This window comes from Oryzophilus luti (genome assembly GCF_059726245.1).
In genome coordinates, this window is record NZ_AP040874.1 from 79,561 (window position 1) to 104,211 (window position 24,651).

Here is a 24,651-nt window from a genome sequence, read left to right on the forward strand (position 1 = left end):
GATGCCTACTTCCTCTCCGCACCCGCCGCAGGCTGGGCATCCGTGCTGTTCGCGGAGGCCTGGTACGGCACAGCCTTCACTTCGGCGCCGTCGCGCACACGGTCGGTGCCTTCCACAATCACGCGGTCGCCGCTGTTCACACCCTTGGTGACCAGCCAGCGGCTGCCGATGGAGCGTTCGATCTCAATGCCGCGACGCTGTACCTTGCCGTCGGCTGCCACCACCCACAGGAACGGGTTGCCCTTGGGGTCGCGCGCAACAGACTGCTGCGGAATAAGCAGAGCCTGCTGACGAACACCTTCTTCCACCACGGCGCGCACAAACGTACCGGGCAGCAGAACTTCCTTGGGATTGGTGAAGACCATGCGCAGGTTCACGGCGCCGGTCGTCGGGTCCACGGTGACGTCGCGGAACTGCAGCGTGCCTTCGATGGGATAGGTGGAGCCATCCTCGAGGATCAGCTTCACCTTGCGCTGGTCGCTGCCGCCCTTCTGTAGGCGTCCGGTTTCCAGGTCATGACGCAGGCGGAGCAGGTCGGCGTTCGACTGCGTCACGTCCACGTACACCTGGTCGAGCTGCTGCACGGTGGCGAGCGGCGTTGCCTGGTAAGAGCTGGCGAGCGAACCCACCGTGATGCTGGATTTGCCGATGCGTCCCGTGATGGGCGACTTGATCGGCGTGTAGGACAGGTTGATCTCCGCGGTGCGCAGCGCGGCACGGGCGGATTCCACCGCCGCCTTGCGCGAGTTCACCGTGGCCTGCGCCTGCTGTAGAGCAGCCAGCGCGTCATCGTAGTCCTGCTGGCCCACGGCGTGGATGGCAACCAGGTCCTTGTAACGGTCCACACGAGCCTGCAACGAGGGCAGGTTGGCCTGTGCGTTGACGAGTTCGGCCTGCGAAGTCGCCAGGTTTGCCTTGGCCTGTCCCACGGCCGCCTCATAGGGCGCCGGGTCAATTCTGTAAAGCACCTCTCCCTGATGAACCAGAGCACCTTCCTGGAACAAGCGGGCCTTGACGATGCCATTGACCTGCGGGCGGATCTCCGCGGTCAGGTATGCGCTGGTGCGGCCCGGCAACTCCGTGGTCAGCACCAGGGGCTCCGGCTGGAGGGTCAGAACAGAAACCTCCGTCGGACCCATCTGCGGCATTGCGTTGCGATGGGCGTTGCAAGCCGAGCCGAACAGGCCCGCCAGCGCTACGCTGCCTGCGATGAGCATTTTTGGCCATGTACCGAAATGCATCTTGGGAAAAATCCTTTCTGTTTTCGTGCACAAACTGAGGGCGACCGAAGGCGAGTTCGTTTGGGAGCCGCTGGATAGTGAGACGGGAAAACGTAACCCAATGTTCAGTCGACGAAATGCGACGGTGGGCTTGTCACCGGGCGTGAGGGTACTACGCAATTGTCAAACAACATCCCCACTTAAGTAGACGATACACCAGAAAGCAATGGATATTAACTTTTGTAAATACTTGAAAAGGATGGGATGTTTCGGAGAGGGAATTGCAAAAATGGCGGCTTTTGCCAGCGTTAGCGCTTGGAGTAGGCTGCGCGGTAGAGCGAAGCAAGTTCCTGGGCGGTGACTGGCGCTTTTCGCGAGCGGCACAGCGTGTTCAGTTTTGAAACCACGCGTGCGGCTGAGGCCCGATCAGTGCGAACGCCCTGCTGCTCCAGCAGGTGAATTACGCCATCGCGGCCGGAGTGCGTGCCGGCAATGATCTCGGTAGAACGGCCCACTTCGGCAGCGGCAAAAGGCTCATAGGCGCGCGAATCGCGCAACTGTCCGCTGGCGTGGATGCCGGATTCGTGCTGGAAAGCCGCAGTGCCGACCACAGGCTGCGCCGGGGGAATGCTCCGACGGGAAAACTCCGCCGCAAGCTCGCAGGCGTGGGGCAGCAGTTCGGTGCGCAGACCGCACTCCCGCCCAGCAGCGTGGCGGAGCGCAAGCGTCACCTGCTCCAGCGCCGCATTGCCAGCGCGCTCGCCCAGCCCATTCAACGTGACGGAGAGCGCATCGGCTCCGCCGTCAACCGCGGCGAGACAGTTTGCCGTGGCCATGCCGAGGTCGTTGTGGCCGTGGAACTCCAACATCATTTCTCCGCAGGCTGTCTTCAATTCGCGAATCTGCTCGCGCAGTACAAATGGATTCGCAAGGCCTACAGTATCGGCATAGCGCAAACGGTTTGCGCCCGCTTCCCGCGCGGCTTCCGCAAAGCGCAGAAGAAATTCCGGTGAGGTTCGGGAGGCGTCCTGTGCGCCGACCGAGACGTGATCGAACATGGTCCGCGCCAGCGCCACAAACTCATGCACATTGCGTAGGGCCCAGGCGCGGTCCTGCCCAATCGTGGCCAGTTGCACGTCTGAAAGTGGAAACGCGATGTGCACCGAGCGCAGGCCGCAGGAGGCGGTGGCCTCCAGATCCTCGCGCCGCGCGCGGCACCAGCCTGTCAGCCGTGCATGCAGACCGCTGGCGACCAGCGCCCGCAGGTCGTCGCACACTGCCTCACCCATGGCGGCAATGCCGCACTCCAACTCCGGCACGCCGAGCCGGTCGAGCACGCCGGCGAGCGCCAGCTTCTCCGCGCGGGTAAAGCTGACACCGGGCGCCTGCTCGCCGTCGCGGAGCGTGGAGTCGATCATCCACACGGGTGGCATGTCATGAGTAAGGTGCATCGTCGGCTCCTTAGTTCATCAACAGGGAAGCCGCAGGCTCGCCGTCTTCCAGCGCGTCCAGAATTTCGTCGATCTTCTCCTCGTTGACCTCGCCGTACCAATAGCCCTGGGGATAGACGATCATTACCGGCCCCTTTTCACAGCGGCTGAGGCATCCAGTACTCGAAACCGTTACGTCGTCCATGCCGCGATCCGCCAGTTCCGAGGCCAGGTACCCGAGCAGCGAGCCCGAGTCCTTCTTGGCGCAGGCCCCCTGGCTTTCACCGCCAACCCGGAAGCTGGCGCAGACAAAGATGTGATGCTTCGGTGCTTTCATATGCGTGCTCCTTATGAAACGTGAATTAAGCGCAGCCGGTGCCGGTGCCCTGGCAACCGGAGCCGCAACCCTTGAACTGCCGCTGCATCATCACGGGAACCTCTCCCGTGGTGTGCAGGCTGGTCATGGCATCGGAGATCAGTCCCTGCATCTCGATCACGCGCACGCCCGCGCGCTCCAGCACCCAGCGCGGCGCACGGCCCACACCGCTGACGAGAATCGAATGGCAGTCCTTCAAAATTTCAGCCAGGTCGCGCCAGCGCTCGTTGCCGCCGCCCGGTTCGGGCGTTGCGCGGAACTCGATCAGCTCGGGTTCATCTTCGGCGTACTTCATGATCCAGAGCTTCTGTGCCTCGCCCAGATGCTGATTGACTAGGATTCCTTCCATGCTGGCCACGGCCACGTAGGGGCGGTTGCTGCGGTCGTCAAGTAGGCCGTTAGCAGCCGCCCGCATGATGTCCACCAGCTCGATTGCCTTGTCGTCGCCGAGCATGCCGACGGCATCGGCGCGGCAGCGTGAGCAGTGCTCCATCTGCGGCAGTACCTCGCCCACTTCGGCGCGGATCTCGCGCAGGTCATCCATCGGGATCTCCGGCATGTCCTCGAATGGCGTGCCTTCGACGGGGTAGACCGGGATGCAGTTCATCACGTCCACACCCAGCTCACGCATCTGCCAGGCAACGTCCTTCACGTGTTCGTCATTGATGCCGGGCACAAGGATGGTGTTGGCCTTGACGGTAATGCCTGCGGCCTTCAACAGCTTGATCGATTCAAGCTGGCGTTCCAGCAGAATGCGTGCGGCAGCTTCGCCACGGTAGATTGTCTTGTTGTCGCGCACCCAGCCGTAAATCTGCGCGCCAATCTTCGGGTCCACGGCATTGATGGTGATAGTGACGTGGCTGACTTCGAGCCGGGCCAGTTCCTCAACGTGCGGCGCAATAGCCAGACCGTTGCTCGCCACGCAGAGCAGCATCTCCGGATACTTTTCACGTACCAGCCGCAGGGTCTCCATCGTTTCGTCGGCGCTGGCGAACGGGTCGCCGGGTCCGGCAATGCCCACCACTTTCAACTGCGGCACGCGCTCCAGCACCTCGCCCAGGTAGGCGACCGCCTGCTGCGGCTTGAGCACCGCGCTGGTCACGCCCGGGCGGCTCTCATTCATGCAGTCGAACTTGCGGTTGCAGTAGTTGCACTGGATGTTGCAGCGCGGGGCAACCGGCAGGTGGATGCGTCCTGTCGTGTGACGGACCTCGGAATTGAAACACGGGTGCTGAGTCAGATCCAATGGCATCGTTTGCAACCTCACAGATAGCTGTAGCCGATGGGTGATGCGTTCTGTTTGCGTTCAAGCAGCGTGTTGACGACGAGATCAAAAAGCTCTTGCGCGCCGCGGTAGCCAAGGTGCAGGCGGCGTTGCCCGCCGAAGCGGTCGTGAATTGGGAAGCCGACGCGAATGAGCGGCACGCCGAGCTCGCGAGAGAGTGGTGCGCCCTTGCTGGGGCCGATCATGAAGTCGATCTTCATCTCACGCGCCAGCTCGGCCATGGTCATGAAGTCAAGATTGTCGCGGGCCGTCACCTCTTCGGTGCAGATGCCTGTGACCTCGGCGATGGAGTCGGCAAAGGCGCCGCTCTTGCCGCCGCTGGCGCACAACACGGGCACCACGCCGATTTCGGAGAGAAAAGATGCCAGGCCGATCACAAGGTCCTCGTCGCCAAAGACGATGGCGCGTTTGCCGAAGACGTATTTGTGACCGTCCACATAGGCGTCAAGCAGACGCCCGCGCTCGGCTGTAAACAGCTTCGGCGTTGGACGCCCGCTGATCTCCTCGAGTGCCTGGAAGAATGCATCGCTTTCGCGGAGGCCTACAGGCATGCCGACGCGGTGTGCAGGAACCTCAAACTGTTTCTTCAAGAACGATGCTGCAGAGTCCTTCGTGCGCAGCGTGCGTCCGAACTCGATGCTGGCCGCTGCGTTCGCCGTCGAGCGCAGCGCAGTGATCGGCGTGCCGCCTGCGGGGAGCTTGGAATAGTGCTCGAGCACCGGCCCGTCCATCGTCTCCGAATAGTCGGGGAACAGCGTCAGCGGCAGCTCGAAGGCATTGGCGATCTCCTTCAGGTGGCGCAAGTCCGAGGCGGAGACGAAGCCGGGAAAAATGTTGATGTGTCCGTCGCGGGCCGCCGAGTCATTCTTTGTCGCGAGCTGCTCCACCACGGCGCGGACCGCGGCGTGGAAGCCATCAATGTGCGTGCCGCTGTAGCTCGGCGTGGAGACATGCACGAGCGTGGGAGCGTCTTTGCCGGCGTCGGAGTTCTTGAATTCCGAAAGCATCAAGCCCATGTCCTCGCCGATCGTCTCGGTGAGGCAGGTGGTGGCGATGCCAACCAGCGCGGGCTTGTACTGCCGCGCAACGTTGGTGATGCCCTGGCGCAGGTTCGGCCCGCCGCCAAAGATGGTGCTTGCCTCGCTGAAGCCCGAGGCCGCAATGTCCATAGGCTCGCGGAAGTGGCTGATGATGTAGCGGCGCATGTAGGTGGCGCATCCCTGCGAGCCATGCAGAAAAGGCACCGCGCCTTCAATGCCGCGCATGACGAGCGAAGCGCCGAGCGGCGCGCACAGCTTGCAGGGGTTGCGCGTGCTCACCCAGTTCGGTGCCGGAGTCTTCGGAGTCTTGGGAGCTGTGCTCATCGCACCACCTCCAGCGAGCGTCCGCGGGCGGTGTTGGTGAGCGCCCAGACCGGGCTGGCCACGCTGCTGTAAACCTCTTTCGCGAAGTTCAGCATGCCTTCAAAGCCGGCCAGTGCTTCCTTGCGTTCATGGTTGTGGTCGCAGAAGCCGATGCCGAGCTTGTAGGCGATGGGCCGCTCCTTCACGCCGCCGATGAACAGGTCGACATGCTCTTCGCTCAGGAACGTCGCCAGTTCCAGCGGGTTCGAGTCGTCGACGATGATGGTGCCTTCATCGCACATCTCGCGAAGCATCTCGTAATCTTCCTTGTTGCCGGTCTGCGAGCCGACCATCACGGTTTTCATGCCGAGGTGGCGCAGCGCGCGCACCAGCGAGAAGGCCTTGAAGGCGCCGCCGACGTAGATGGCCGCACGCTTGCCGGTCAGTTTCTTCCGGTAGCGGGCAATCTCCGGCATGATGCGCGTCAGTTCTTCGCGTACAAGTTCCTGCGCGCGGCGCATGATCTCTTCGCTCTCAAAGTGGCGGGCCACGTCGTAGAGCGCCTCCGACATGTCCTCGACGCCGAAGTAGGAAACCTTGATGAACGGCGTGCCGTACTCATCCTTGAGTCGCTTGGCCAGGTGCGTCATGCTGCCGGAGCACTGCACCACGTTGAGCGCCGCACCATGCGCGCGGCGGATCTCATCCACGCGGCCGTCGCCGGTGATACAGGAGACCGCCTCGACGCCCATGCGCCGGTAGTAGTCCTTGATCATCCAAATCTCTCCGGCGAGGTTGAAGTCGCCGAGGATGTTGATACTCGCGGGCGTGATCGCCGTGGTGTCGCCGGTGCCGATGAGCTGGTAGAGCGCGTCACAGGCGGCACGGTAGCCGTCCTTCTTTGTGCCCTTGAAGCCCTCGGAGTGCACGGGCAGCACGGGAATTCCCTTGTCCTGGCTGACGAGTTTGCAGATGGCATCCACGTCGTCACCGATGACGCCGGCTATGCAGGTGGCGTAGACGAAGGCTGCCTTCGGCTTGTGCGCGTCGATTAATTCGTTCAGCGCCGCACGCAGCTTCTTTTCGCCGCCATGCACCACGTCCAGCTCCTGCAGGTCGGTAGAGAAGCTGAGGCGGTGAATCTGCGGGCCGCTGGAGAGCGCGCCGCGAATGTCCCAGGTGTAGCTGGCGCAACCGATCGGCCCGTGCACAATGTGCAGGGCGTCGGCAATGGGATAGAGGACGACGCGCGAGCCGCAGAAGACGCAGGCGCGTTGGCTGACCGAACCTGCGGCGCTGGGCTTTTCACACTCCAGCGCGAACGGTTCGGAGCCTTTACGCTGCACCTGACCTTTGCGTTCCTTCAGAATCTCTGACATCGTCCACTCCCCGAGGTTGCTTCTTGCTGCTTGTTTCTGTTGCAGGCCGCCTGTTGCGTGCGGCCCGCGTGGTGCTTTCGGAGTGTCCTTCCAGCGTGTACGCCTTGCCGTGGCGAAGCGCCCATGCTGGCGTTACATAGTCAGCTCAAACTTCTCTTCCAGTGCCGTGCGGTCCTGCCGGTCCATGAACAGGTTCAGGATCTGTTCCAGCAGCCGCATGCCGCCCGTGTAACCGACGGTGGGGAAGAACTGGTGTCCCACGCGGTCGAGGATGGGGAAGCCGTGGCGCAGGAACGGAATGTCCTCGTCACGCGAGATGTACTTGCCGTAGGTGTTGCCAATCAGCAGGTCCACCGATTCGTTCTTGATCCACTGGTGCATCAGGTACATGTCAGCCTGCGAACCAACGGCGATCTTGGCTTCGTCGGCAAGGTCGCCGAGCACGGTCTTCAGGCGGTCTTCCAGGCGCGTCGAGGGCGTGCCGCTGACGATGTAGACCGGCTTCATGTCCAGCTCCACGAGGAATTCGCAAAGCGAGACCAACTGATCGGGGTCGCCCCAGAGCGCCACACGCTTGCCGAACGTGTACTGATGCATGTCGGCCATCATGTCGATCAGGCGGCCGCGTTCGTCGGTGATGGAGGCCGGCACCTGCACGCCGCCGAGCGTGCGCAGCGCGTCAATGTAGCGGTCGGTGGCCTTCACGCCGTAGGGCAGCTCAAGAATTTCGCGCGGAACTTCGCACTTCTGTTCCAGCGCGTCCGCCGCCGCCGTGGAGGCCGTGGGGCCGAGCGCGATGGTGGCCGTGCTGGAGCCGGAGCTTTTGATCTCGGCGATGGTGGCGCCGCCGCGCGGATAGAATTCGTGCTCGCCGGTCTGCGGGGCATCGAGCACGCCGCTGGTATCGGGGAACATCACGATCTCCACGCCAAGCACGGCGGCCAGGCGCTTGAGTTCGCGCATGTCCGCCGGTTCCACCCAGCCGGGCAGCACGTTCAGGCGGCGCGTGGCGGACTTACCGGGCTCGGCAAGGTAGTCGACCATGGCCTTGCACATGCTTGAGAAGCCGGTGACGTGCGAACCCACATAACTGGGCGTGTTGCAATGGATGACCAACTTGCCCTCCGGCACCTTGCCCTCATCGCGCGCCTTGGCGGAAATCTGCACGATGTCGTCGCCGATGGTTTCGGAGAGGCACGTGGTGTGGACGGCGACAATCTCCGGGTTGTAGACGGTGAAGATCGTCTGCAGGGCCTGCAGCAGGTTGGCCTGTCCGCCGAAGACCGAAGAGCCTTCGGTGAACGAGCTGGTGGCGGCCATCACAGGCTCTTTGTAATGGCGCGTAAGCGTGCTGCGGTGGTAGGCGCAGCATCCCTGCGAACCGTGGCTGTGCGGCAGGCATCCGTGGATGCCGAGCGCGGCGTACATGGCGCCGATGGGCTGACAGGTCTTGGCCGGGTTTACGGTCAAGGCCGACCGCTCAAGGACCTCCGGGGAAGTGTGTCGCAGCAACATAGGTAAAACTCTCCCTTCTGCCCGCCAGGGGCAGTACGTGTGCACGATTTTGTTGACTGGAACGGTGGGACGGCGGCCGTCTGGCGCACCGTCCGCTGGTTCTGCTAGTCGGCGGCGAATTGCGCGGGTTCATCCTTGCGCAACCAGGGCGGCGTCGTCAGCTTCCACACCTTCATGCTGACCATGCGGTCGATCTCGTGGAAGAAGTTGATGGCGCCTTCAAAGCCGGCGTAGGGACCGCCGTAGTCATAGCTGTGCAGCTGTTTGCAGGGAATGCCCATCTTCTGTACGCCGAACTTTTCCTTGATGCCGGCGCAGAAAATGTCAGGCTTGTAGGTGGCGAGCAACTGCTCCATCTCGTGCTCGCTGATGTCGTCGATGACGAGCTGTCCTTCTTCCATCTCGGGCATCATGCCAACGTAGTCGCGCAACTCCATTGCGGGATCGGCGGCCAGCGCGGCCAACTGTTCCGGCGTGCGGCGCGAGCGGTAGCGCTCCGGATCCGGCTCCACCGTGATCTCCTCAATGTTTTTGCTGTCGGCATCAACCTTGATGTCAGCCAACACGCGGCGGCCTTCGTAGTCGTCGCGGTGACCGAACTCGTAACCGGCGGCGATGGTCTTCATGCCCATTTCGTTGAACAGCATCTGGTAGTGGTGCGCGCGTGAGCCGCCCACGAACAACATTGCCTTCTTGCCGGTGGTGCGCTTCTTTACGTCCGCCAGCACGGCGTCCACCTTCGGCATCTCCTCGGCAATCACCTTCTCCACGCGCTCGGTCAGTTCGGGATCGTCAAAGTACTTGGCGATCTTGCGCAGAGACTTGGCGGTGGCATCGGCGCCGATGAAGTTGATCTTGATCCAGGGAATGCCGAACTTCTTTTCCATCATCTCGGCCACGTAGTTGATGGAGCGGTGGCACATGATGAGGTTCAAGTCGGCGGTGTGCGAGTTCGCCATGCTGTCGTAATCGGAGTTGCCGCTGAAGGTCGAGACCAGCTTGATGCCGCAGCGCTTGAACAGCTCCTCGATGACGAACGCATCGCCGCCGATGTTGTATTCACCCAGCATGTTGACCTTGAACTTTTCCTCGGTCACCGCGTCATTCAGGCCAATGACGTGGCGCAGCAGCTGGTTGTTTGCAATGTGGTGGCCGGCCGACTGGCTGACGCCGCGGTAGCCTTCACAGCTGAAGCCGAAAACGTTGATGCCAAGCTCAGCCTTCATCTCGCGCGCCACAGCATGCACATCGTCACCGATGAGGCCGACCGGACAAGTGGAGAAGATGGCGATGGCCTTCGGCTTGAAGAGCTGGTAAGCCTCCTTGATGGCGGCCTTCAGCTTCTTCTCGCCGCCAAAGACAATCTCCTGCTCGGTCATGTCCGTGGAGAGACAGTAGTTGATGAAGTTCGGCGCATCGTCGCTGGGCGGACGCGTCTGGTTGCGGCGCGTGAGCCAGGAGTAGAAGCCGCAGCCGATGGGGCCGTGCGTGATGCTGAGAATGTCACGGCTGGGCCCGATGACCACGCCCTTGCAGCCGGCGTAGGTGCAGCCGCGCTGGGTAATGATGCCCGGGCTGCTGCGCGTGTTGGCCTTGATCTCCGGCACCGAGCCGTCCGGTCGACGCTCGTTGACGACGATCTGGTCGGCGCGCTTGCGGGCCAGCTTCTTCGGGTAAATGGAGATCAGTTCTTCCTTGAATGCTTTCGGGTCCATCGTCATATCGGCTTCCTCACCTCGAATGTCGTTATGGCGTGGGCCTGCCGGTGGCAGGCCCCGCGGAGCAGGTTAGGCCACGCCCTCTTTCGGGGCTTCCTCGGCCAGGCCGAAATCGATCAGCAGCTTCTCGAGCGACTCGATCTCCAGCGGCTTCGGGATGACGAACATCTTGTTCTCTTCGATGGACCGCGCCAGCGTGCGGTATTCGTCGGCCTGCGGACAGGTGGCCTTCCAGTCAATGACGGTTTTGCGGTTGATCTCGGCGCGCTGCACGTCGTTGTCACGCGGCACAAAGTGGATCATCTGAGTGCCGAGCTGGCGGGCCAGCTCCTGAATCATTTCGCGTTCGTTATCCACCTTGCGGCTGTTGCAGATGAGGCCGCCGAGGCGGACGCCGCCGGCCTGCGCGAACTTCACAATGCCCTTGCAGATATTGTTGGCCGCGTACATGGCCATCATTTCGCCGGAACAGACAATGTAGATTTCCTGCGCCTTGCCTTCACGGATCGGCATGGCAAAACCGCCGCAGACAACGTCGCCGAGCACGTCATAGAAGACGTAGTCGAGGCCCACATCCTCGCGGTAGGCGCCGAGCTGCTCCAGCATGTTGATGGAGGTGATGATGCCGCGGCCGGCGCAACCCACGCCCGGCTCCGGGCCGCCGGACTCCGTGCAGTAGGTGCTGCCGAAGCCTACGCGGCGGATATCTTCCAGATCGACTTCGTCGCCCTCATCGCGCAGCGTGTCGAGCACGGTCTTCTGAGCCAGGCCGCCCAGCAGCAGGCGCGTCGAATCGGCCTTCGGATCGCAGCCGACAACCATTACCTTCTTGCCCATTTCCGCCAGAGCCGCGACCGTGTTCTGCGTGGTGGTGGACTTGCCGATGCCGCCTTTGCCGTAGATTGCAACCTTCCTCATGATGTCTGCTCCTTGATGGAATAAAAGTCTGTGGGCTCTCTTCCGCGGAGGAAGAGAACTCTGTGCGCGCGAGACGCACTCGCGCGGTTGCGAACTGTGTTGTAGTTGTGCGGGCCAGCCGTGGAACACGGCACAGGGCCCTGGCTCGAACTGAGAGCACGGATGAGGCGGCAGCTACGGCGCGACGCCTTCAAGCGAAACGGAAAAATAGAAAGCCCGCAGCGACGGTCATGGTCGGCGTGCTTGCTTGGTTTCCGGTTGTGATGATGCGAGCATACGCAGAACGATTCGGCGCGTCCAATCGAAAAAATCTATCGCATGCTGCCGGTTTTCCTGATTGCCGCGCCATGCATCTCTATTACAACCGCATGAATACAGGCTCCGCCGCGCGTGCTTATAACACGGATAGAAAGTTTTGATTGGCCACAACGCCGGTGTCTCTTTAACCTCGCACTACTGGGTGTGGGGTGAGGGATGAATTCTGCGTTGGAGCAAAAATGCCGCACGAGGAAACGGCAAAGTGGCAAGTTGCGATCCTGCACCGCACCAGTCGCGTTGTAAGCAGCGGCCTGTCGATTGACGACATGTTGCAGGAGCTGATCTCGATTGCCGTCGAGGTCACGGGTTGCGACGCCTGCCTGGTTTACCTGCCGGACCACGAAACCGGAGACATTGTTCTGCGCGCCTCGCAGCTACCGCATGACGCCGAAATCGGCGAGGTGCGGCTGACGATTGGTGAAGGCATCACCGGCTGGGTGGCGCAGCACAACAGCATTGTTGCGCTCAGCCACGAGGCCTGGCGAGACCCGCGTTTCAAGAGCTTCTCCACTCTGGTGGAAGACACCTACGAAGCGCTGCTGTCGCTGCCGCTGCTGCGCGGTGGAGAAGTGATCGGCGTGCTCAACGTGCATCACCGCGAAGCACACGCGCACACCCCGGCCGAGATGGCCATCCTCAGCTTTCTGGGCGAGCAGATGGGAGGAGCCATTGCCTACTCGCAACTCGCCGAACACAACGCGCGGCTCAAGCAGGAAGCGCAGCTCATTCGCCAGCAGCTTGAGGAACGCAAGCTGATCGAGCGCGCCAAGGGAATTCTGCAGCAGCGCTATGGCATGACCGAGCCGGAAGCCTACGCTGCGCTGCGCGAAGAGAGCCGTCGCACGCGCCGCTCCATCCGCGACATGGCCGAGTGCGTACTTACAGTGGAGAACATCATCAACCGCCGCGCCGCCACCAACGGCAACGGCAAAGACTCATAACTTCAAACTCCCGCAACCGGCAGCGCAAGCAGCTTGTGGAAAGGAACACGAAATGTTCAATCTAGTGGCCATTAATTTGAAGGACGAGAACGGCGCGCTCCAGCACAAGTGCAGTGCCGGCAAATGCGCCAACCAGGCGCGCTATCAGCTCTACGCCTCCATCGCCGACGGCGACCTGCCCGACTGGGAGGGCCGTCCCATCTGCTCGCGCCATCTTGTGGAAGAGGCGCGGCACCGCCCGGAGATTGTCATGTCGCTCCTCGACATTCTGATTGACGAGATGGAGGAGAAGGGCGTGCTCAAGCAGCCGAATGCGCCATCCGGCGGGCACCGCGTCATACCCATGCCGCAGCGGTAGGCGCAATTCACAAGGAATTGGCAGCGCGGCAGGCAGGAGCTTTGCTGCGTGTTTCGCGTACAAGAAGAATGAGCACAATCCGCGGGGACTGTGCTCATTCTTGTTTCCAGCAGACTTCTTCTGAAACACCGCGCTACGACAGTCCGATGACCCGGCCGGTGCGCGTGTCAATGTCGATCTCGTAGTACCCGGGGCGCGTGGGCAGTCCGGGCAGCGTGTTGATGGTGCCCAGCAGCGGGTACACAAAGCCCGCGCCCACACTGGCGCGCACATCGCGCACGGGAACGATGAAGCCCGTCGGCGCGCCCTTCAGCAGCGGATCATGGCTCAGGCTGAGGTGCGTCTTCGCCATGCAGATCGGCAGCTTGTCGAAGCCCTGCCGCGTGTAAAGCTCGATTTTCTTCTCTGCCTCGGGGGAGTACTCCACGCCCGCCGCGCCGTACATTTCGCGCGCGATGGTCTCAATCTTCTCCTTGATCGAGGTCTCCTTCGGGTAGAGCACGTGAAAGCTGTTCGGACGGTCGCAGGCCGCGACCACCGCATCCGCCAGTGCTTCGGCACCTGCGCCGCCCTCGGCCCAGTGGTCGCTCATCACTGCGTCCTCGGCTCCGGCTTCCAGGGCCAGCCGCCGCACCAGCGCAACCTCCGCGTCGGTGTCAGTGTTGAAGCGGTTGATGGCCACCACCACCGGAATATCGAACTTGCGCACGATGGCGATGTGGCGTGCCAGGTTCGCGCAGCCCTTCTCCAGCAGCTCCAGGTTCTCGTCCGTGTAGGCGGGCGGCAGCGGCTGGCCCGCAACCACCTTCGGACCGCCGCCGTGCATCTTCAGCGCGCGGATGGTAGCCACCAGCACCGCGCAATCCGGTGCTAGGCCGCTCTGGCGGCACTTGATGTTGCAGAACTTCTCAAAGCCGATGTCGGCACCGAAGCCTGCTTCCGTGATGACGTAGCCTTCGCGCCCCACGAGCTTGAGCGCCATCTGGTCGGCGATGATCGAGGAGTTGCCGTGCGCGATGTTGGCGAACGGTCCAGCGTGCACAAAGGCCGGTGTGCCCTCCAGCGTCTGCATCAGCGTGGGCATGATCGTGTCCTTCATCAGCACGGTGAGCGCGCCCGCCACGCCAAGGTCCTCGGCAGTCACCGGGTTGCCCTGCTTGTCGGAGGCAAAGACCATGCGGCCCAGTCGTTCGCGCATGTCGGTGAGGCTGGTGGTCAGCGCAAGGATGGCCATGATCTCGCTGGCCACGGCAATGTCGAAGCCGGTCTCGCGCGTCAGGCCCTTCTCGTTTGCGCCCTGCCCGATGGTGATGCCGCGCAGCATGCGGTCGTTGGTGTCGACGACGCGACGCCAGGTGATGGTGTCCGCATCAATGTCGAGCCGCGCGAAGCGGCGGCGCTCCTCGGGCGTCAGCTCGCAGGGATTTGTCTTCTCAATGCCGAGTTTGCGCAGGCGGCGCAGCATCGACGGCGCAAAGCGGCGGCTGCCGTCCTTGGCCGTGGGGCAAAGGCGGTTGAACAGCGCTTCGTCACTCTGCGTGGACTCGTGGAAGATACGCGTATCGATGGCGGCGGCAAGCAGGTTGTTGGCCGCGCTGATGGCGTGAATGTCGCCCGTCAGGTGGAGGTTGAATTCCTCCATCGGGATGACCTGGCTGTACCCGCCACCGGCCGCGCCGCCCTTGATGCCGAACGTAGGACCCTGGCTTGGCTGGCGAATGCAGGTGAAGACCTTCTTGCCGAGATGCGAGCCCAGTGCCTGGCTCAGGCCGACCGTCGTCGTCGTTTTGCCTTCGCCAAGCGGCGTGGGCGTAATGGCCGTGACCACCACATACTTGCCGCCGGGTTTGCGCTTCAACCGTTCGAGGATCGACAGATGCACCTTGGCTTTGGTGTTGCCGTACAGTTCCAGCTCGTGCGGCAGAATGCCGGCCTCTGTGGCAATGTGCGTAATCGGGATCGGCGTGGCGGCCTGCGCAATTTCAAGGTCGCTTGGCACCGAGGGGCGCTTGGGCTGCACGGGAGCGCCGTCGGCTTGCGAGGGGATAAGAGCATCAGGGGAAGCAGGGAACTGTGACATCACAATCTCCAATGTCCGCCATGCGGACCAGATCAATTCACATGAATAGGATACTTTCTGCAAAGCAGAACGGCGGAGCAGGATGCGGAATTCTGCCCAGACGAAAGGCCCGGGGTGAACCGGGCCCTGATTTCATGTGGATATCTTAAGTCTAATTGATTCGGCCGGATTTGCGCCCGGATTCGGCGCGCGCGGGGAATTCGAGCACCGCTTCGCGGGCGGCTGGCTGCGGCCGGAACGACTGGCGGAAATTGGCGGCGCTCACGCCGAAAGCCTTCTGCAGCAGCTCCGGTGTCATCACTTCTTCAGTGCTGCCTGCATGGCAGGCCGGATACGGCGTCAGCAGCACCACGTTGCCGAAGTTCTCGCGCACCAGTGTCAGATCGTGTAGGGCCGCGAAGATGGTAATGCCGCGTTCGTTCAGCTGGCGCAGCAGATGCAGCAGTTCCACCTGGCGTCCCACGTCAAGGTGCTGCGTCGGCTCGTCGAGCAGCATGAGCCGTGGCTCCTGCGCAAGCGCAATGGCAATCTTCACGCGCTGCATCTCGCCGCCGGAAAGTTCGTCGAAGGTGCGGTGGCGCATGGCGGCCACGTCGGTGACGTCCATGGCCGCGTCAATCACTTCGCGGTCGTGCCGCGTGAGCGCGCCAAAGCGTCCGAGGTGCGGCACCCGGCCCTGCGCCACAATCTGCTCCACACGGAACGAGAAGGGGACAAACAGCGTCTGCGGCACCAGTGCGACCGTGCGTGAAAGCTCTTTGCGCTTCCATTCGCGGAGCGCGCGACTGGCCACACGGATGTCGCCTGCCAGCGGCTGCTCCAGCCCGCAGATCAGGCTCATCAGCGTGCTTTTGCCCACGCCGTTCGGGCCGAGCAGGGCCATCATGCCGCCTTCCGGCACCGTGAACGACAGGTCTCGGAAGATGTGCCGCTCGCCGCGGTCAAAGCCCACGCGTTGCACTTCCAGCATTGCAGCCATTACGCCTTCCTTCTTTTGTACAGCAGGTACAGAAACATGGGACCGCCAAGAAACGCCGTGAGTATGCCGACGGGAATCTCCGACGGCGCAATGACGGTGCGTGCAATCGAATCTGCCAGCACCAGGAACGCTGCGCCCGCCAGCGCCGCCAGCGGCAGCAGCCGAAACTGGTCCGGGCCAAAGCTGATGCGCAGCACGTGCGGCACCAGCAGTCCGACAAAGCCAATGAGTCCACCGAGCGAAACCGCCAGCGCCGTCAGCAGCGAGCCCAGCACCACAACTTCGATCTTCACGCGCGCCACCGGCACGCCAAGCTGCGCCGCATATTCTTCGCCAAGTGCCAGCGTGTTCAACGTGCGCGCCAGCGGCAGCGCCGCGCCGATGGAAAGCAGCATCAGCACCGAAGTCAATGCCAGTTGCGTCCAGGGCGGCACGCCAATCTGCCCGTAGAGCCAGACCATCAGCAGCCGCGCCGAGGAATTCGAGGCTTCCTGCGCGAACTCAAAGGCCGTTGTCGCGGCGTTCAGCATGGTGCCAATTGCGAAGCCCGCCAGCAGCATGTTTTCCACGCTGGCACCGCGCCCGGCCAAGGCCCACACAATCGCCATGGTCAGCAACGACCCGGCGAATGCGAACAGAGCCGAGGCACTCATGCCGGCGAATGACAGTGTTGGTGCCAGGAATAGCGCAAGCGCGCCGCCCAGTGCCGCGCCACCGGAGGCCCCCAGTACGAACGGGTCCGCCAGCGGATTGCGGAACAGCCCCTGAAAGAGCACACCCGCTGCTGAAAGCCCCGCGCCTGCCAGCGCCGCCGCCAGCACACGCGGCAGCCGCAGGCTGAACAATACCACTCCCGCATCGCCGGCCTGTGCGGGATGCAGCACCATGCGCAGAACATCAAGCGGCGCGATGCGTACCGCGCCAATGCCTGCAGAAATCAGAATTGCCGAAACCGCCACCAGCGCCGCCGCCGTCAGCAGCACGCCGGTGCCAAGGGTTTCCAGTCGGCGCAGTGAATGTGCGGGCGCGGTGGCCAGTCTCATCGCGCGCCTCCGGCGGTGCGGAGTTGCTGCGCCAGCGCCTCAAGGCCGTCGAACGCAACCGGAGCGGGAACCTGCAGGCGGTCGTCAATGCGCAGCACGCGTCCGCGCTGCACGGCCTCCAGCTCTCGCCAGCCCGCGCGTGACTGCAATTCGCGCACGCTGAACGGTGCCTGTCCGAGTACGAGGATGTAGTCCGGCTTGCGCGCCAGCAGAGACTCCACGTTCAGCCGTATCCACTCGCGCGGAATGTCCGCGGTGACCGAGCGCGTGCCCGCCGCTTCCAGCATTTCCGTCAGGAATGAGCCATGCCCGGCGGTGATGCAGGGATCGACGGAAACCACCAGCAGCACGGAGGGCCGCTTAGCCGGAGCCTGTGTTCGCACTTTGCGCTCGCGCGCGTGCAGGCTGTTGAACAGTTGCTGCGCTTCGCGTTCGCGCCCCAGTACGTGGCCAATGCTCTCCACCGAGCGGTAAATGCCCGCCAAGTCCTGCCCGGAGACGAGGAAGACAGGAACGCCGATGTGCTCAAGGTTGCGGATGGTGTCCGGGCTGTTCAGGGTCGACATGGCAATGACCACGTCGGGATGCAAGGCCGCGATGCGCTCCAGCGACGGATGCAGAATGTCTCCGATGCGGGGCTTTTGACGGGCCTCGGCAGGGAACTCCGTGTAATCAGTGACAGCCGCCAGTTGCGCGCCGCCGCCGAGCGCGTAGATGGTGTCCGTAATGGCCGGTGTGAGCGAGACGACGCGCTGCACATGATCGGGCAGCGTTACGGTGCGGCCGGTTTCATCACGCAGCACGCGGCTGGCCCAGGCGGACTGCGCCGCGCAAACGCAGAGCAGCAGCGCCGCGCCGAATGCGCGCCTGAGATTGCTGCCGAAATTCAACTGAAAACCACGCTGCATTGGTCACCCGTACGCATGTGCGTCAGGTGGGATTCTGATTGGCAGCTTCTGCGGGTCGTGTGACCGCGAGATGCTCGCCGGCTCTCCCATCGAAGCCGACTCAAGCCGTGACATGTGCCTGGCAGGTCTCCTGACTCGTGCTTCGTTGGCTTCGGCCGCCTTCCCAGAGCGTCGCTCCAGTGGCAATCGTGACCGTCACCTCAGCACTTACAGTTGCGGGGCAGTGGCGGACTTTCACCGCCTTCCCTACACCAAGCCTTTCTGATACCAACAAAATTATGCACCACAATCAAACGCCTGAATAGCGGAAACGGCCCCGCCGGGAGCAGAATGGTACGTTTGCGTCAGGCCGGACCACCGTAGTCTTCCGCTGTGGCGCGAGCGCGATTCTCCGGAGTGCGGAGTTACCTATGCCGAATATTGCGGTGCGGGCGTTGTCGAAGCCGATTGCGAATTTTCAGGAACTGCGCGAGCGCGCCTGCGAACTTGGCCCGCGAAGGGTTGCCGTGGTCACCGCCGACGATGATGTGGCGCTGACCGCCGGCAGTGGCGCGCACGAACTTGGCATGGCGGAGATCGTCCTCATCGGCAACGCGGAGAACATACGCCGTAAGGCCACCCAGCTTGGACTCTCAAAACTGCTGGCCGGTGCGCGCATTGTTGCTTCCGATGCGCCGGCCGCCACGGCTGTGGCCATGGCGCGCGCAGGCGAAGTGGATGTGCTGCTCAAGGGGCACCTGCGAACAGACGAACTGCTGGGCGCGGTGCTGAACCGTGAGCACGGACTGCGCACCGGGCGCATCCTGAGCGATGTGCTTCTTTATGAAGACACGCTTGCCGGCTACCGCCGCCTGGTGGGCATCACCGATGGCGGTCTGAACGTGGCGCCTTCGCTTGAGCACAAGAAGCAGATCGTGCAGAACGCCATTCTTGCGCTGCGCAACATCGGCTTCCGCCGCCCGAAGATGGCCATCATGAGCGCCACCGAGGCGGTCTCCGAGGCGCTGCCCTCCACGGTGGATGCCAAGGCCCTGGCAGAGATGGGTGCCGCCGGTGAGTTCGGCGACGCCGAGATATTCGGGCCTGTTGCGCTCGACTGCGCGCTGCTGCGTTCCGCGGCAGAGGCCAAGGGGCTGAGGCTTGAGGCCGCCGGTTATGCTGACTGCCTGGTGGTCCCGAACATTGAGGCCGGAAATCTGCTCGGCAAGAGCGCCAAGTATCTGGGCGGTTCGGCGTGCGCGCACGTGGTTGTGGGTGCGACCGTGCCCATCCTTATTCCTTCGCGCGTGGAGAGCGCCGAGGACAAGATCAACGCCATCGCCTTCGGCGTCATCTGCGCGGCGCGATAGCAACCGGCTCCGCAAGGCCGTATACTCAGTCCGTCGCTGCATCATGCGGCGAAGCGCACCACTGCCTCTATGACCATGAGCAAGACATCTCCCGCATCTGCAGGCCAGACTTCTGTGTTTTTCCAGCCGGGCGCAATGGAACTGGTGAGTTGCGCGCTGGCGGCCATCGCCTATCTCGGCACGCTTGCCTTTGAGTTTGTTTACGACGACGAAGTGGTGATCGTGAACAATCTGAATCTGCGCGCGTGGCATAACCAGGTTGCAGGGACCATTTCCTCCGGGGACGTGGCGCTGGTGCGTCCAATGACCGGGCTGTGGAGCAAGCTTAACTTTCAGCTCTTTGGTCTCAATCCCGCCGGATGGCATGCGGCAATGGTGCTGCTGCACGTTGCCATTACGTTCCTTGTGTTTGTTCTGGCGGCCCGCCTGCTGCGGAGCCGGGGCGCTGCCTTTGCCGTGAGCGCGTTGTTTGCGGTGCATCCGGTGCACGTGGAGAACGTGGCGTGGGTGGCGGCTGCGAGCGACCTGCTCATGACGTTCAGTCTGCTTCTGAGCCTGTGGCTGTTTTTGCGCTGGCGCGAGAAGAACGCTATTTGGGCGCTCGCCGGTTCGCTTGCGATGGCGCTGGCCGGGATGTTCTCCAAGGAATCCGCGCTGGTGTTCCCCGTCCTCGTGCTGGCCGCTGCTTGGCTGGCCCCACAAGCGGGGGAGCCGAACGAAGCGAATGGCACACAGGCGAGTCTTTCGCGAAGTCTGCTGCCGGCACTGCGGCAGTCAGCCCTGTTCTTCCTGCTCTGGCCCGTGTATGCCCTGCTGCGCATGCAGCAATTAGGCGGGAGCGTCGGAAGCGCATCTTCTGCCAGCAGCCTGCCTTGGAGCACGATGCTGCTGACTGCGCCTTCCGTGCTCTGGTTTGAGGTGAAGCACCTTGTGCTCCCTCTCCGCCTCGGCGAGTTCTACCGCTGCCAGTACGTGGCCCGCGCCGAGTGGGGTGGCTTCTGGATGCCGTTGCTCGCGCTGTTGGCGTGTGCGGCGCTTCTGCTGTGGCTGATCTCTCGCTGCCGTGAGCGCCACGTTGCCATGCTGGCCCTTATCGCAACGTTCCTTTTCCTGCTCCCAACGTTCTATCTGCGTGCGCTGACGCCGAACGACTTCCTGCACGACCGGTTCCTCTACATCTCGTCATTTGGCATGCTGCTGCTGGCCGTCGCACTGCTGAAGGAGCTGCCCGTCATTGCAGAAGCTCCCCAGCGCACTGCGGTAGTGCTGGGGGTTGTGGTCCTGGCGGCGCTCGCAGTGACGCTCTACAACCTGGTGCCGTGGGCCAACGACGTTCTGCTGTACAGGAACGGCCTGGCGATGGTGCCGGAGAGCAGCAACGTGCGCGATAACCTCGGCAACGCACTGCAAAAGCGCGGCCGTACTGAAGAGGCGCTGGCGCTCTACCGGCAGGTGATTGAGCGCGCCCCCGGGTTCTGGCGCTCGCACTACAATCTGGGCCGCATCCTGCTGCATCAGGAGCGCTACGCCGAGGCCGAGCGTTCTCTTTCCCAAGGCGTGCGGATTGACCCGCGCGATGCCGACCAGTTCATTCTGCTGGCCGTGGCGCAGTGGAAGCAGGGGAGGCCCGTCGAGGCCGCGCAGAATGCGCGCCTGGCGTTGCAACGGGCACCCTCCGCGCAGGGCTATCACCTGATCCTTGGAGAGATTCTCCTCGCGCAGGGAGACCGTGCAGGCGCCGCCGCGGAGTATCGCGCGGAACTGGCTGTCCAGCCCGGAAGCCCCGCCGCGCAGCAGGCGGCCAGCCGTCTGCAGTCACTGCAATAGTGGCTTGCGGAGAGGACTCTCGGATTCATGCCAGCCGTGTCGTAACGCGGGAACTCAGTCCTCGTCGCTTGAGCCGGACTGCGCGTCCACTGCGTGTCCGAAGACGGTGTAGCTGAATGGCTCGCCCTGCGTGGGATGGAAGGTCACGCGCGTCGGCTTCTTCTCCCAGGTAGGCAAGGTGCAAAGGCTGTCCGGCGCGCCGCCCTTTTCCGGCACCTTGCCAATCGCCTTCAGCAGCAGGGGCTTGCGCACGCCCCACTGCGCCACCACGGCGTAGAGCTTTTCCCCGTCGTCGCTGACGCCGCAGTAGGCAACGTAGTCGCGGAACCACACGGCGTGCGAGTAGTAGGAATCAAACTCCGGCAGCTTCAGTTGCGTGATGCGCGCATTCAGCCGGTCTACGGCCAGCCACGAGCCTTTCTGCCAAATCCAGTTCGGAGCCTTGCGGTCGTCAACCGGCAGGTTGTTGTTCAGCCGGAAGGCGCGCTGCACGACAAAGGCGCGGTCGGTGATCTCGTGGGTGTCGCCGGTGACGAACTCCTTGATATGCCCGTCGACCATGAGCGCTCGAACCTTCATCGGCGCCGTGTCCTCTTCACTGGGCCCAAGGAACAGCTTGACGTTGAGCGGCTTGCCCCAGCTGATGACTCTGGGCTTGGCGGCCGCTACGGCCGTGGAAGCAAGCGCCGCCAGCACCAACGCAAGAAGAATGTGTCTCCGGGTGGTGTACATGCGCAAAAGGCTACAACGTGCGGGGCTGCTTTTCAATCGACGGAAGGGGCCGGTGTGTTCCTCGCGGAAGCCTTGAATTCCTCTGTTAGAATTTGTTGGATCATTTGCGTTCGCCTGCGAGGGACAAGATTCGACCCAGGCCGCAGGAATGTTCAAGGCCGGTTGGGCCGGTTTACCTGTCATCTCATGCCAAGACTTTGTTCGATTGTCATCCCGGCTTATAACGAAGGCCAGCGCGTTGGCCGCACGCTGGAGCGCATCTTCGCGTTCCTCGCCACCTCCGGCCTCAACGCCGAAGTCATCGTCGTCAACGACGGTTCCACCGACGACACGCAGCAGGTGCTGGAAGGTTTTGCCGCCCGATTCGGCAACATGCGGATCCTTCATAACCCGGGCAACCACGGCAAGGGCTACAGCGTGCGCAATGGCATGCTGCACGCCCACGGGGACATTCTGCTGTTTACCGACGCCGACCTTTCCTCGCCGATCGAAGAGGCCCCGAAGCTGTTCGCCGCCCTCGATGCTGGCGCCGACGTTGCCTTTGGTTCGCGCTGGGTGGAAACCGAACTTCAGACCGAGCGGCAGCCCATCCTTCGCCAGATTGTCGGGCGCGTCTTCAACATCCTGCTGCGGGTGTTCCTTGGCTTGCCCTACCGCGACACGCAATGCGGCTTCAAGGCCTTCACTCGCCGTGCCGGGGAGACGGTCTTCACGCGCCAGCGCATTGAGCGCTGGGGCTTCGACCCTGAATTGCTGTTTGTCGCGCGCAAGTTCGGCTTCAAGCTCACCGAGGTGCCTGTGCAGTGGGCCAATGACAACCGTTCCAAGGTCAATCCGTTTTCGGACGGCATCAAGATGTTCCTGGAGATGCTGAGCGTGCGCTGGGCGTGGGTGCTGGGCAAGTACCGTGAACCGGCCTTCCAGTTTGAAGCCGCCGACGGTCGAAGCTCTACGGCGCAGCGCTGAGCCTTCTTCCCCTGTTCGTCTTACTCAAGAGTAATGCGACGCCCGTCGACCGGCGGGGGCTTGCCTTTCAAGCTCCAACGATCGTCATCCTGCCGTGCAGTGCTGCGTTTCTGCCGGCAGTGGAATGATGCCGACGTGCTGCGCGCGGTCGATGCCCAAGGTCATCAGGGCCGCGCACTCATCGCACAGCCAGAAATGTTCCAGCGGGTCAGTGCGTTCCCTGGAGCCGTCCAGGTTGCTGTCGCCCGTGTGCGGGCGGTCGTAGCGTACGCGATAGAGCCTGCCTTCGCCCAGCAGATGGAAGGTGGCGGAGCATTGCGGGTTGGCACATTTCTTCAACATCTCGAACTCCACTGCAAAACTGGCCCGCAACTCTGCGTCGCACCAGTTGAAATCCTTGAAGACCGTTGAGAGGAAGTTACTGCCACGGGAAGACCATCGGCAGCGTAGCAGAGCTTTGCCGGTTGAAGCCCGTGTCGTTGTCAGTTGAAATGTGTGCGGGAGCGGAACAGGAACGTCACGTTACCCCGTCCCCAAAGTGGAGCATGAGGAGAAACTAATCTGGAGTATCGCGTCAGATTGCACCAGAAGCAGGGCAAATCCGAAAAAGCCGCTTTATCACCCCCGGCTTCCGCGTATACACTCAGATATGGCAGAGATTCGCTCTTTTCATGCCCTGCGTTATGATCCGGCGGCAGCCCCGCTGGCATCTGTACTGACCCAACCCTACGACAAGATTTCTCCGGCGATGCAGGCCGAGTACCTGGCCCGCAGTCCGTATAACCTCGTTCGCTTTGAGCTGGGCAAGGCCGAGCCGGGCGACAACGAGCAGAACAGCGTCTACACCCGCGCGCACAAGTTCCTTCTCGACCTGCAGAAGTCGGACGTGCTGCGCCGCGATGCCGAGCCTTCCATTTACGCCTACCGCCAGCGGTTCGCCAACCCGACGCGCCCGGACGAAATTCACGAGCGCGCGGGCTTCATCGCCCTCGGACGCCTGCACGAATACGAAGACCACATCGTGCATCGCCACGAGCGCACGCTCACCGGCCCAAAGGCCGACCGCTACAGCCTGTTGAGCACCACGCGCACCCACTCGGGGCAGATCTTCATGCTCTACGACGATCCGTCGCAGACCGTGGATAAGCTGCTGGCTGATGTGGCCGCCAGCCGCAAGGAAGATGCCTTCGTCATTGACGAATACGGCGTGGAAAACCGCCTGTGGAAGGTGAGCGACACGGCGACGATTGCCAAGGTGCAGGAGGCGATGCAAAGCCAGAAGCTGATCATCGCCGACGGCCACCACCGCTATGAGACCGCGCTGAAGTACCGCCGCGAGAGTGGCGTTGACGCCGCCGGAGACGCGCCGGAAAACTTCACGCAGATGACCTTCGTCAACATGGCCGCGCCCGGCCTGCTGATTCTGCCCACCCACCGCGTGCTCGGCCAGAGCAGCTTCCGCGAAGGCGACCTGCTGGAGAAGCTGCAGAAGTACTTTGTGCTGCTGCCGCGCAAGGTCACCGTGGATGCCTTGCAGGCGGAACTCGCCGAACTTGGCCAGAAGCAGACAACCATCGCACTGGTGACGCACATGGGCGCGTATCTGCTCAAGGCGCGTCCGGAGGCCATTGATGCGGCGCTGCCGGAGTTGACGCCGCTTGAGCGCAAGCTCGATGTGGCCGTGCTGCACAAGCTTATCTTTGGCCAGCTGCTCGAAATCAGCGAGCAGGCCACGGCCGAGCAGCGCAACCTGCGCTACTACCGTTCGGCACAGACGTCCGTTGACCAGCTCAAGGACGGCGCCGAAGCTGTGTTTCTTCTCAACCCGGTGGACATGGGCCTGATGCGCGACCTCACCTTTGAGGGAACCGTCATGCCGCAGAAGTCCACTGATTTCTTCCCGAAGCTGCTGAGTGGTTTAACCCTTTACGCACTGGACGCTCAAGCCGAGCGCCGGTAGCACTAC

The 24,651-nt window shown here is 62.8% G+C and carries 21 protein-coding genes and 1 riboswitch; of the genes, 6 read left to right on the forward strand and 15 right to left on the reverse strand.

All coding sequences use genetic code 11. The features are described 5' to 3' along the window. Positions 1-5: 5 nt before the first annotated feature. From AC6IZO_RS00305 to nifH, 9 genes are all read right to left on the reverse strand, one after another. The gene (locus tag AC6IZO_RS00305) at positions 6-1,241 is read right to left on the reverse strand and encodes an efflux RND transporter periplasmic adaptor subunit (RefSeq protein WP_497806817.1); all 1,236 of its coding nucleotides are present in this window, start codon (positions 1,239-1,241) and stop codon (positions 6-8) included. 287 nt (positions 1,242-1,528) lie between these two features. Beyond that, the gene (locus tag AC6IZO_RS00310) at positions 1,529-2,671 is read right to left on the reverse strand and encodes a hydroxymethylglutaryl-CoA lyase-like TIM-barrel protein (protein ID WP_497806819.1); all 1,143 of its coding nucleotides are present in this window, start codon (positions 2,669-2,671) and stop codon (positions 1,529-1,531) included. 10 nt (positions 2,672-2,681) lie between these two features. Beyond that, on the reverse strand, positions 2,682-2,987 hold the full coding sequence (locus tag AC6IZO_RS00315; protein ID WP_497806821.1) for a (2Fe-2S) ferredoxin domain-containing protein: 306 nt from the start codon (positions 2,985-2,987) through the stop codon (positions 2,682-2,684). Between the two features lie 25 nt (positions 2,988-3,012). Further along, positions 3,013-4,278, reverse strand: a complete 1,266-nt coding sequence (locus AC6IZO_RS00320) for a radical SAM protein (RefSeq protein WP_497806823.1) — start codon at positions 4,276-4,278, stop codon at positions 3,013-3,015. Between the two features lie 11 nt (positions 4,279-4,289). Beyond that, positions 4,290-5,675 (reverse strand): nitrogenase component 1, encoded by a 1,386-nt coding sequence (locus AC6IZO_RS00325; RefSeq protein WP_497806825.1) that lies wholly within the window; start codon positions 5,673-5,675, stop codon positions 4,290-4,292. After that, positions 5,672-7,033, reverse strand: coding sequence for a nitrogenase iron-molybdenum cofactor biosynthesis protein NifE (gene nifE, locus AC6IZO_RS00330; protein WP_497806827.1), 1,362 nt, complete (start codon positions 7,031-7,033; stop codon positions 5,672-5,674). Before nifE ends, AC6IZO_RS00325 begins: the two co-directional genes overlap by 4 nt. Positions 7,034-7,165: 132 nt before the next feature. Continuing rightward, entirely contained in the window at positions 7,166-8,548 is a 1,383-nt protein-coding gene (gene nifK, locus AC6IZO_RS00335; RefSeq protein WP_497806829.1) for a nitrogenase molybdenum-iron protein subunit beta, read from the reverse strand. A gap of 104 nt (positions 8,549-8,652) precedes the next feature. Then, positions 8,653-10,269: a nitrogenase molybdenum-iron protein alpha chain gene (gene nifD, locus AC6IZO_RS00340; RefSeq protein ID WP_497806831.1), complete on the reverse strand. Its 1,617-nt coding sequence runs from the start codon at positions 10,267-10,269 to the stop codon at positions 8,653-8,655. Positions 10,270-10,335: 66 nt separating this feature from the next. After that, complete coding sequence (gene nifH, locus AC6IZO_RS00345; protein WP_497806833.1) at positions 10,336-11,184, reverse strand: nitrogenase iron protein; 849 nt, start codon at positions 11,182-11,184, stop codon at positions 10,336-10,338. A gap of 497 nt (positions 11,185-11,681) precedes the next feature. Between nifH and AC6IZO_RS00350 the strand changes: the two genes are divergently transcribed. Both AC6IZO_RS00350 and AC6IZO_RS00355 read left to right on the forward strand, forming a co-directional pair. After that, the gene (locus AC6IZO_RS00350; protein WP_497806835.1) at positions 11,682-12,443 is read left to right on the forward strand and encodes an ANTAR domain-containing protein; all 762 of its coding nucleotides are present in this window, start codon (positions 11,682-11,684) and stop codon (positions 12,441-12,443) included. A gap of 52 nt (positions 12,444-12,495) precedes the next feature. Next, a complete protein-coding gene (locus tag AC6IZO_RS00355) occupies positions 12,496-12,801 on the forward strand; it encodes a hypothetical protein (RefSeq protein ID WP_497806837.1) in 306 nt (101 codons plus the stop codon). A 133-nt stretch (positions 12,802-12,934) separates the two neighbouring features. Here AC6IZO_RS00355 and AC6IZO_RS00360 read toward each other — a convergent pair whose 3' ends face one another. The 4 genes from AC6IZO_RS00360 to AC6IZO_RS00375 form a co-directional block, all read right to left on the reverse strand. Continuing rightward, positions 12,935-14,881, reverse strand: coding sequence for a formate--tetrahydrofolate ligase (locus AC6IZO_RS00360; RefSeq protein WP_497806839.1), 1,947 nt, complete (start codon positions 14,879-14,881; stop codon positions 12,935-12,937). 151 nt (positions 14,882-15,032) lie between these two features. Next, positions 15,033-15,860 carry an ABC transporter ATP-binding protein gene (locus tag AC6IZO_RS00365; protein ID WP_497806841.1) on the reverse strand — a complete coding sequence of 276 codons (828 nt, stop codon included), beginning with the start codon at positions 15,858-15,860 and terminating at the stop codon, positions 15,033-15,035. Then, the gene (locus AC6IZO_RS00370) at positions 15,860-16,903 is read right to left on the reverse strand and encodes a FecCD family ABC transporter permease (protein WP_497806843.1); all 1,044 of its coding nucleotides are present in this window, start codon (positions 16,901-16,903) and stop codon (positions 15,860-15,862) included. Before AC6IZO_RS00370 ends, AC6IZO_RS00365 begins: the two co-directional genes overlap by 1 nt. After that, a complete protein-coding gene (locus tag AC6IZO_RS00375; protein WP_497806845.1) occupies positions 16,900-17,811 on the reverse strand; it encodes an ABC transporter substrate-binding protein in 912 nt (303 codons plus the stop codon). The genes AC6IZO_RS00370 and AC6IZO_RS00375 overlap by 4 nt, the downstream gene beginning before the upstream one ends. Before the next feature lie 103 nt (positions 17,812-17,914). Further along, positions 17,915-18,082, reverse strand: a riboswitch (cobalamin riboswitch). Between the two features lie 139 nt (positions 18,083-18,221). Here AC6IZO_RS00375 and AC6IZO_RS00380 point away from each other — a divergent pair. After that, on the forward strand, positions 18,222-19,160 hold the full coding sequence (locus AC6IZO_RS00380; RefSeq protein WP_497806847.1) for a phosphate acyltransferase: 939 nt from the start codon (positions 18,222-18,224) through the stop codon (positions 19,158-19,160). Between the two features lie 135 nt (positions 19,161-19,295). Next, positions 19,296-20,987, forward strand: coding sequence for a tetratricopeptide repeat protein (locus AC6IZO_RS00385; protein WP_497806849.1), 1,692 nt, complete (start codon positions 19,296-19,298; stop codon positions 20,985-20,987). A 54-nt stretch (positions 20,988-21,041) separates the two neighbouring features. Here the strand turns inward: AC6IZO_RS00385 and AC6IZO_RS00390 are convergent, their stop codons facing one another. Next, complete coding sequence (locus tag AC6IZO_RS00390) at positions 21,042-21,719, reverse strand: hypothetical protein (protein WP_497806851.1); 678 nt, start codon at positions 21,717-21,719, stop codon at positions 21,042-21,044. 186 nt (positions 21,720-21,905) lie between these two features. Here AC6IZO_RS00390 and AC6IZO_RS00395 point away from each other — a divergent pair, with 186 nt between their 5' ends. Then, positions 21,906-22,685 carry a dolichyl-phosphate beta-glucosyltransferase gene (locus tag AC6IZO_RS00395; RefSeq protein ID WP_497806853.1) on the forward strand — a complete coding sequence of 260 codons (780 nt, stop codon included), beginning with the start codon at positions 21,906-21,908 and terminating at the stop codon, positions 22,683-22,685. 84 nt (positions 22,686-22,769) lie between these two features. Here AC6IZO_RS00395 and AC6IZO_RS00400 read toward each other — a convergent pair whose 3' ends face one another. Continuing rightward, on the reverse strand, positions 22,770-23,027 hold the full coding sequence (locus AC6IZO_RS00400; RefSeq protein WP_497806855.1) for a hypothetical protein: 258 nt from the start codon (positions 23,025-23,027) through the stop codon (positions 22,770-22,772). A 307-nt stretch (positions 23,028-23,334) separates the two neighbouring features. Here AC6IZO_RS00400 and AC6IZO_RS00405 point away from each other — a divergent pair, with 307 nt between their 5' ends. Next, entirely contained in the window at positions 23,335-24,645 is a 1,311-nt protein-coding gene (locus AC6IZO_RS00405; RefSeq protein WP_497806857.1) for a DUF1015 domain-containing protein, read from the forward strand. Positions 24,646-24,651: the final 6 nt, after the last annotated feature.

What these genes read in the sequence shown, in the direction of transcription:
- AC6IZO_RS00305 (WP_497806817.1), bottom strand. Translation starts at nt 1,241, where the DNA reads ATGCATTTCGGTACATGGCCAAAAATGCTCATCGCAGGCAGCGTAGCG.
- AC6IZO_RS00310 (WP_497806819.1), bottom strand. Translation starts at nt 2,671, where the DNA reads ATGCACCTTACTCATGACATGCCACCCGTGTGGATGATCGACTCCACG.
- AC6IZO_RS00315 (WP_497806821.1), bottom strand. Translation starts at nt 2,987, where the DNA reads ATGAAAGCACCGAAGCATCACATCTTTGTCTGCGCCAGCTTCCGGGTT.
- AC6IZO_RS00320 (WP_497806823.1), bottom strand. Translation starts at nt 4,278, where the DNA reads ATGCCATTGGATCTGACTCAGCACCCGTGTTTCAATTCCGAGGTCCGT.
- AC6IZO_RS00325 (WP_497806825.1), bottom strand. Translation starts at nt 5,675, where the DNA reads ATGAGCACAGCTCCCAAGACTCCGAAGACTCCGGCACCGAACTGGGTG.
- nifE (WP_497806827.1), bottom strand. Translation starts at nt 7,033, where the DNA reads ATGTCAGAGATTCTGAAGGAACGCAAAGGTCAGGTGCAGCGTAAAGGC.
- nifK (WP_497806829.1), bottom strand. Translation starts at nt 8,548, where the DNA reads ATGTTGCTGCGACACACTTCCCCGGAGGTCCTTGAGCGGTCGGCCTTG.
- nifD (WP_497806831.1), bottom strand. Translation starts at nt 10,269, where the DNA reads ATGACGATGGACCCGAAAGCATTCAAGGAAGAACTGATCTCCATTTAC.
- nifH (WP_497806833.1), bottom strand. Translation starts at nt 11,184, where the DNA reads ATGAGGAAGGTTGCAATCTACGGCAAAGGCGGCATCGGCAAGTCCACC.
- AC6IZO_RS00350 (WP_497806835.1), top strand. Translation starts at nt 11,682, where the DNA reads ATGCCGCACGAGGAAACGGCAAAGTGGCAAGTTGCGATCCTGCACCGC.
- AC6IZO_RS00355 (WP_497806837.1), top strand. Translation starts at nt 12,496, where the DNA reads ATGTTCAATCTAGTGGCCATTAATTTGAAGGACGAGAACGGCGCGCTC.
- AC6IZO_RS00360 (WP_497806839.1), bottom strand. Translation starts at nt 14,881, where the DNA reads ATGTCACAGTTCCCTGCTTCCCCTGATGCTCTTATCCCCTCGCAAGCC.
- AC6IZO_RS00365 (WP_497806841.1), bottom strand. Translation starts at nt 15,860, where the DNA reads ATGGCTGCAATGCTGGAAGTGCAACGCGTGGGCTTTGACCGCGGCGAG.
- AC6IZO_RS00370 (WP_497806843.1), bottom strand. Translation starts at nt 16,903, where the DNA reads ATGAGACTGGCCACCGCGCCCGCACATTCACTGCGCCGACTGGAAACC.
- AC6IZO_RS00375 (WP_497806845.1), bottom strand. Translation starts at nt 17,811, where the DNA reads ATGCAGCGTGGTTTTCAGTTGAATTTCGGCAGCAATCTCAGGCGCGCA.
- AC6IZO_RS00380 (WP_497806847.1), top strand. Translation starts at nt 18,222, where the DNA reads ATGCCGAATATTGCGGTGCGGGCGTTGTCGAAGCCGATTGCGAATTTT.
- AC6IZO_RS00385 (WP_497806849.1), top strand. Translation starts at nt 19,296, where the DNA reads ATGGAACTGGTGAGTTGCGCGCTGGCGGCCATCGCCTATCTCGGCACG.
- AC6IZO_RS00390 (WP_497806851.1), bottom strand. Translation starts at nt 21,719, where the DNA reads ATGTACACCACCCGGAGACACATTCTTCTTGCGTTGGTGCTGGCGGCG.
- AC6IZO_RS00395 (WP_497806853.1), top strand. Translation starts at nt 21,906, where the DNA reads ATGCCAAGACTTTGTTCGATTGTCATCCCGGCTTATAACGAAGGCCAG.
- AC6IZO_RS00400 (WP_497806855.1), bottom strand. Translation starts at nt 23,027, where the DNA reads ATGTTGAAGAAATGTGCCAACCCGCAATGCTCCGCCACCTTCCATCTG.
- AC6IZO_RS00405 (WP_497806857.1), top strand. Translation starts at nt 23,335, where the DNA reads ATGGCAGAGATTCGCTCTTTTCATGCCCTGCGTTATGATCCGGCGGCA.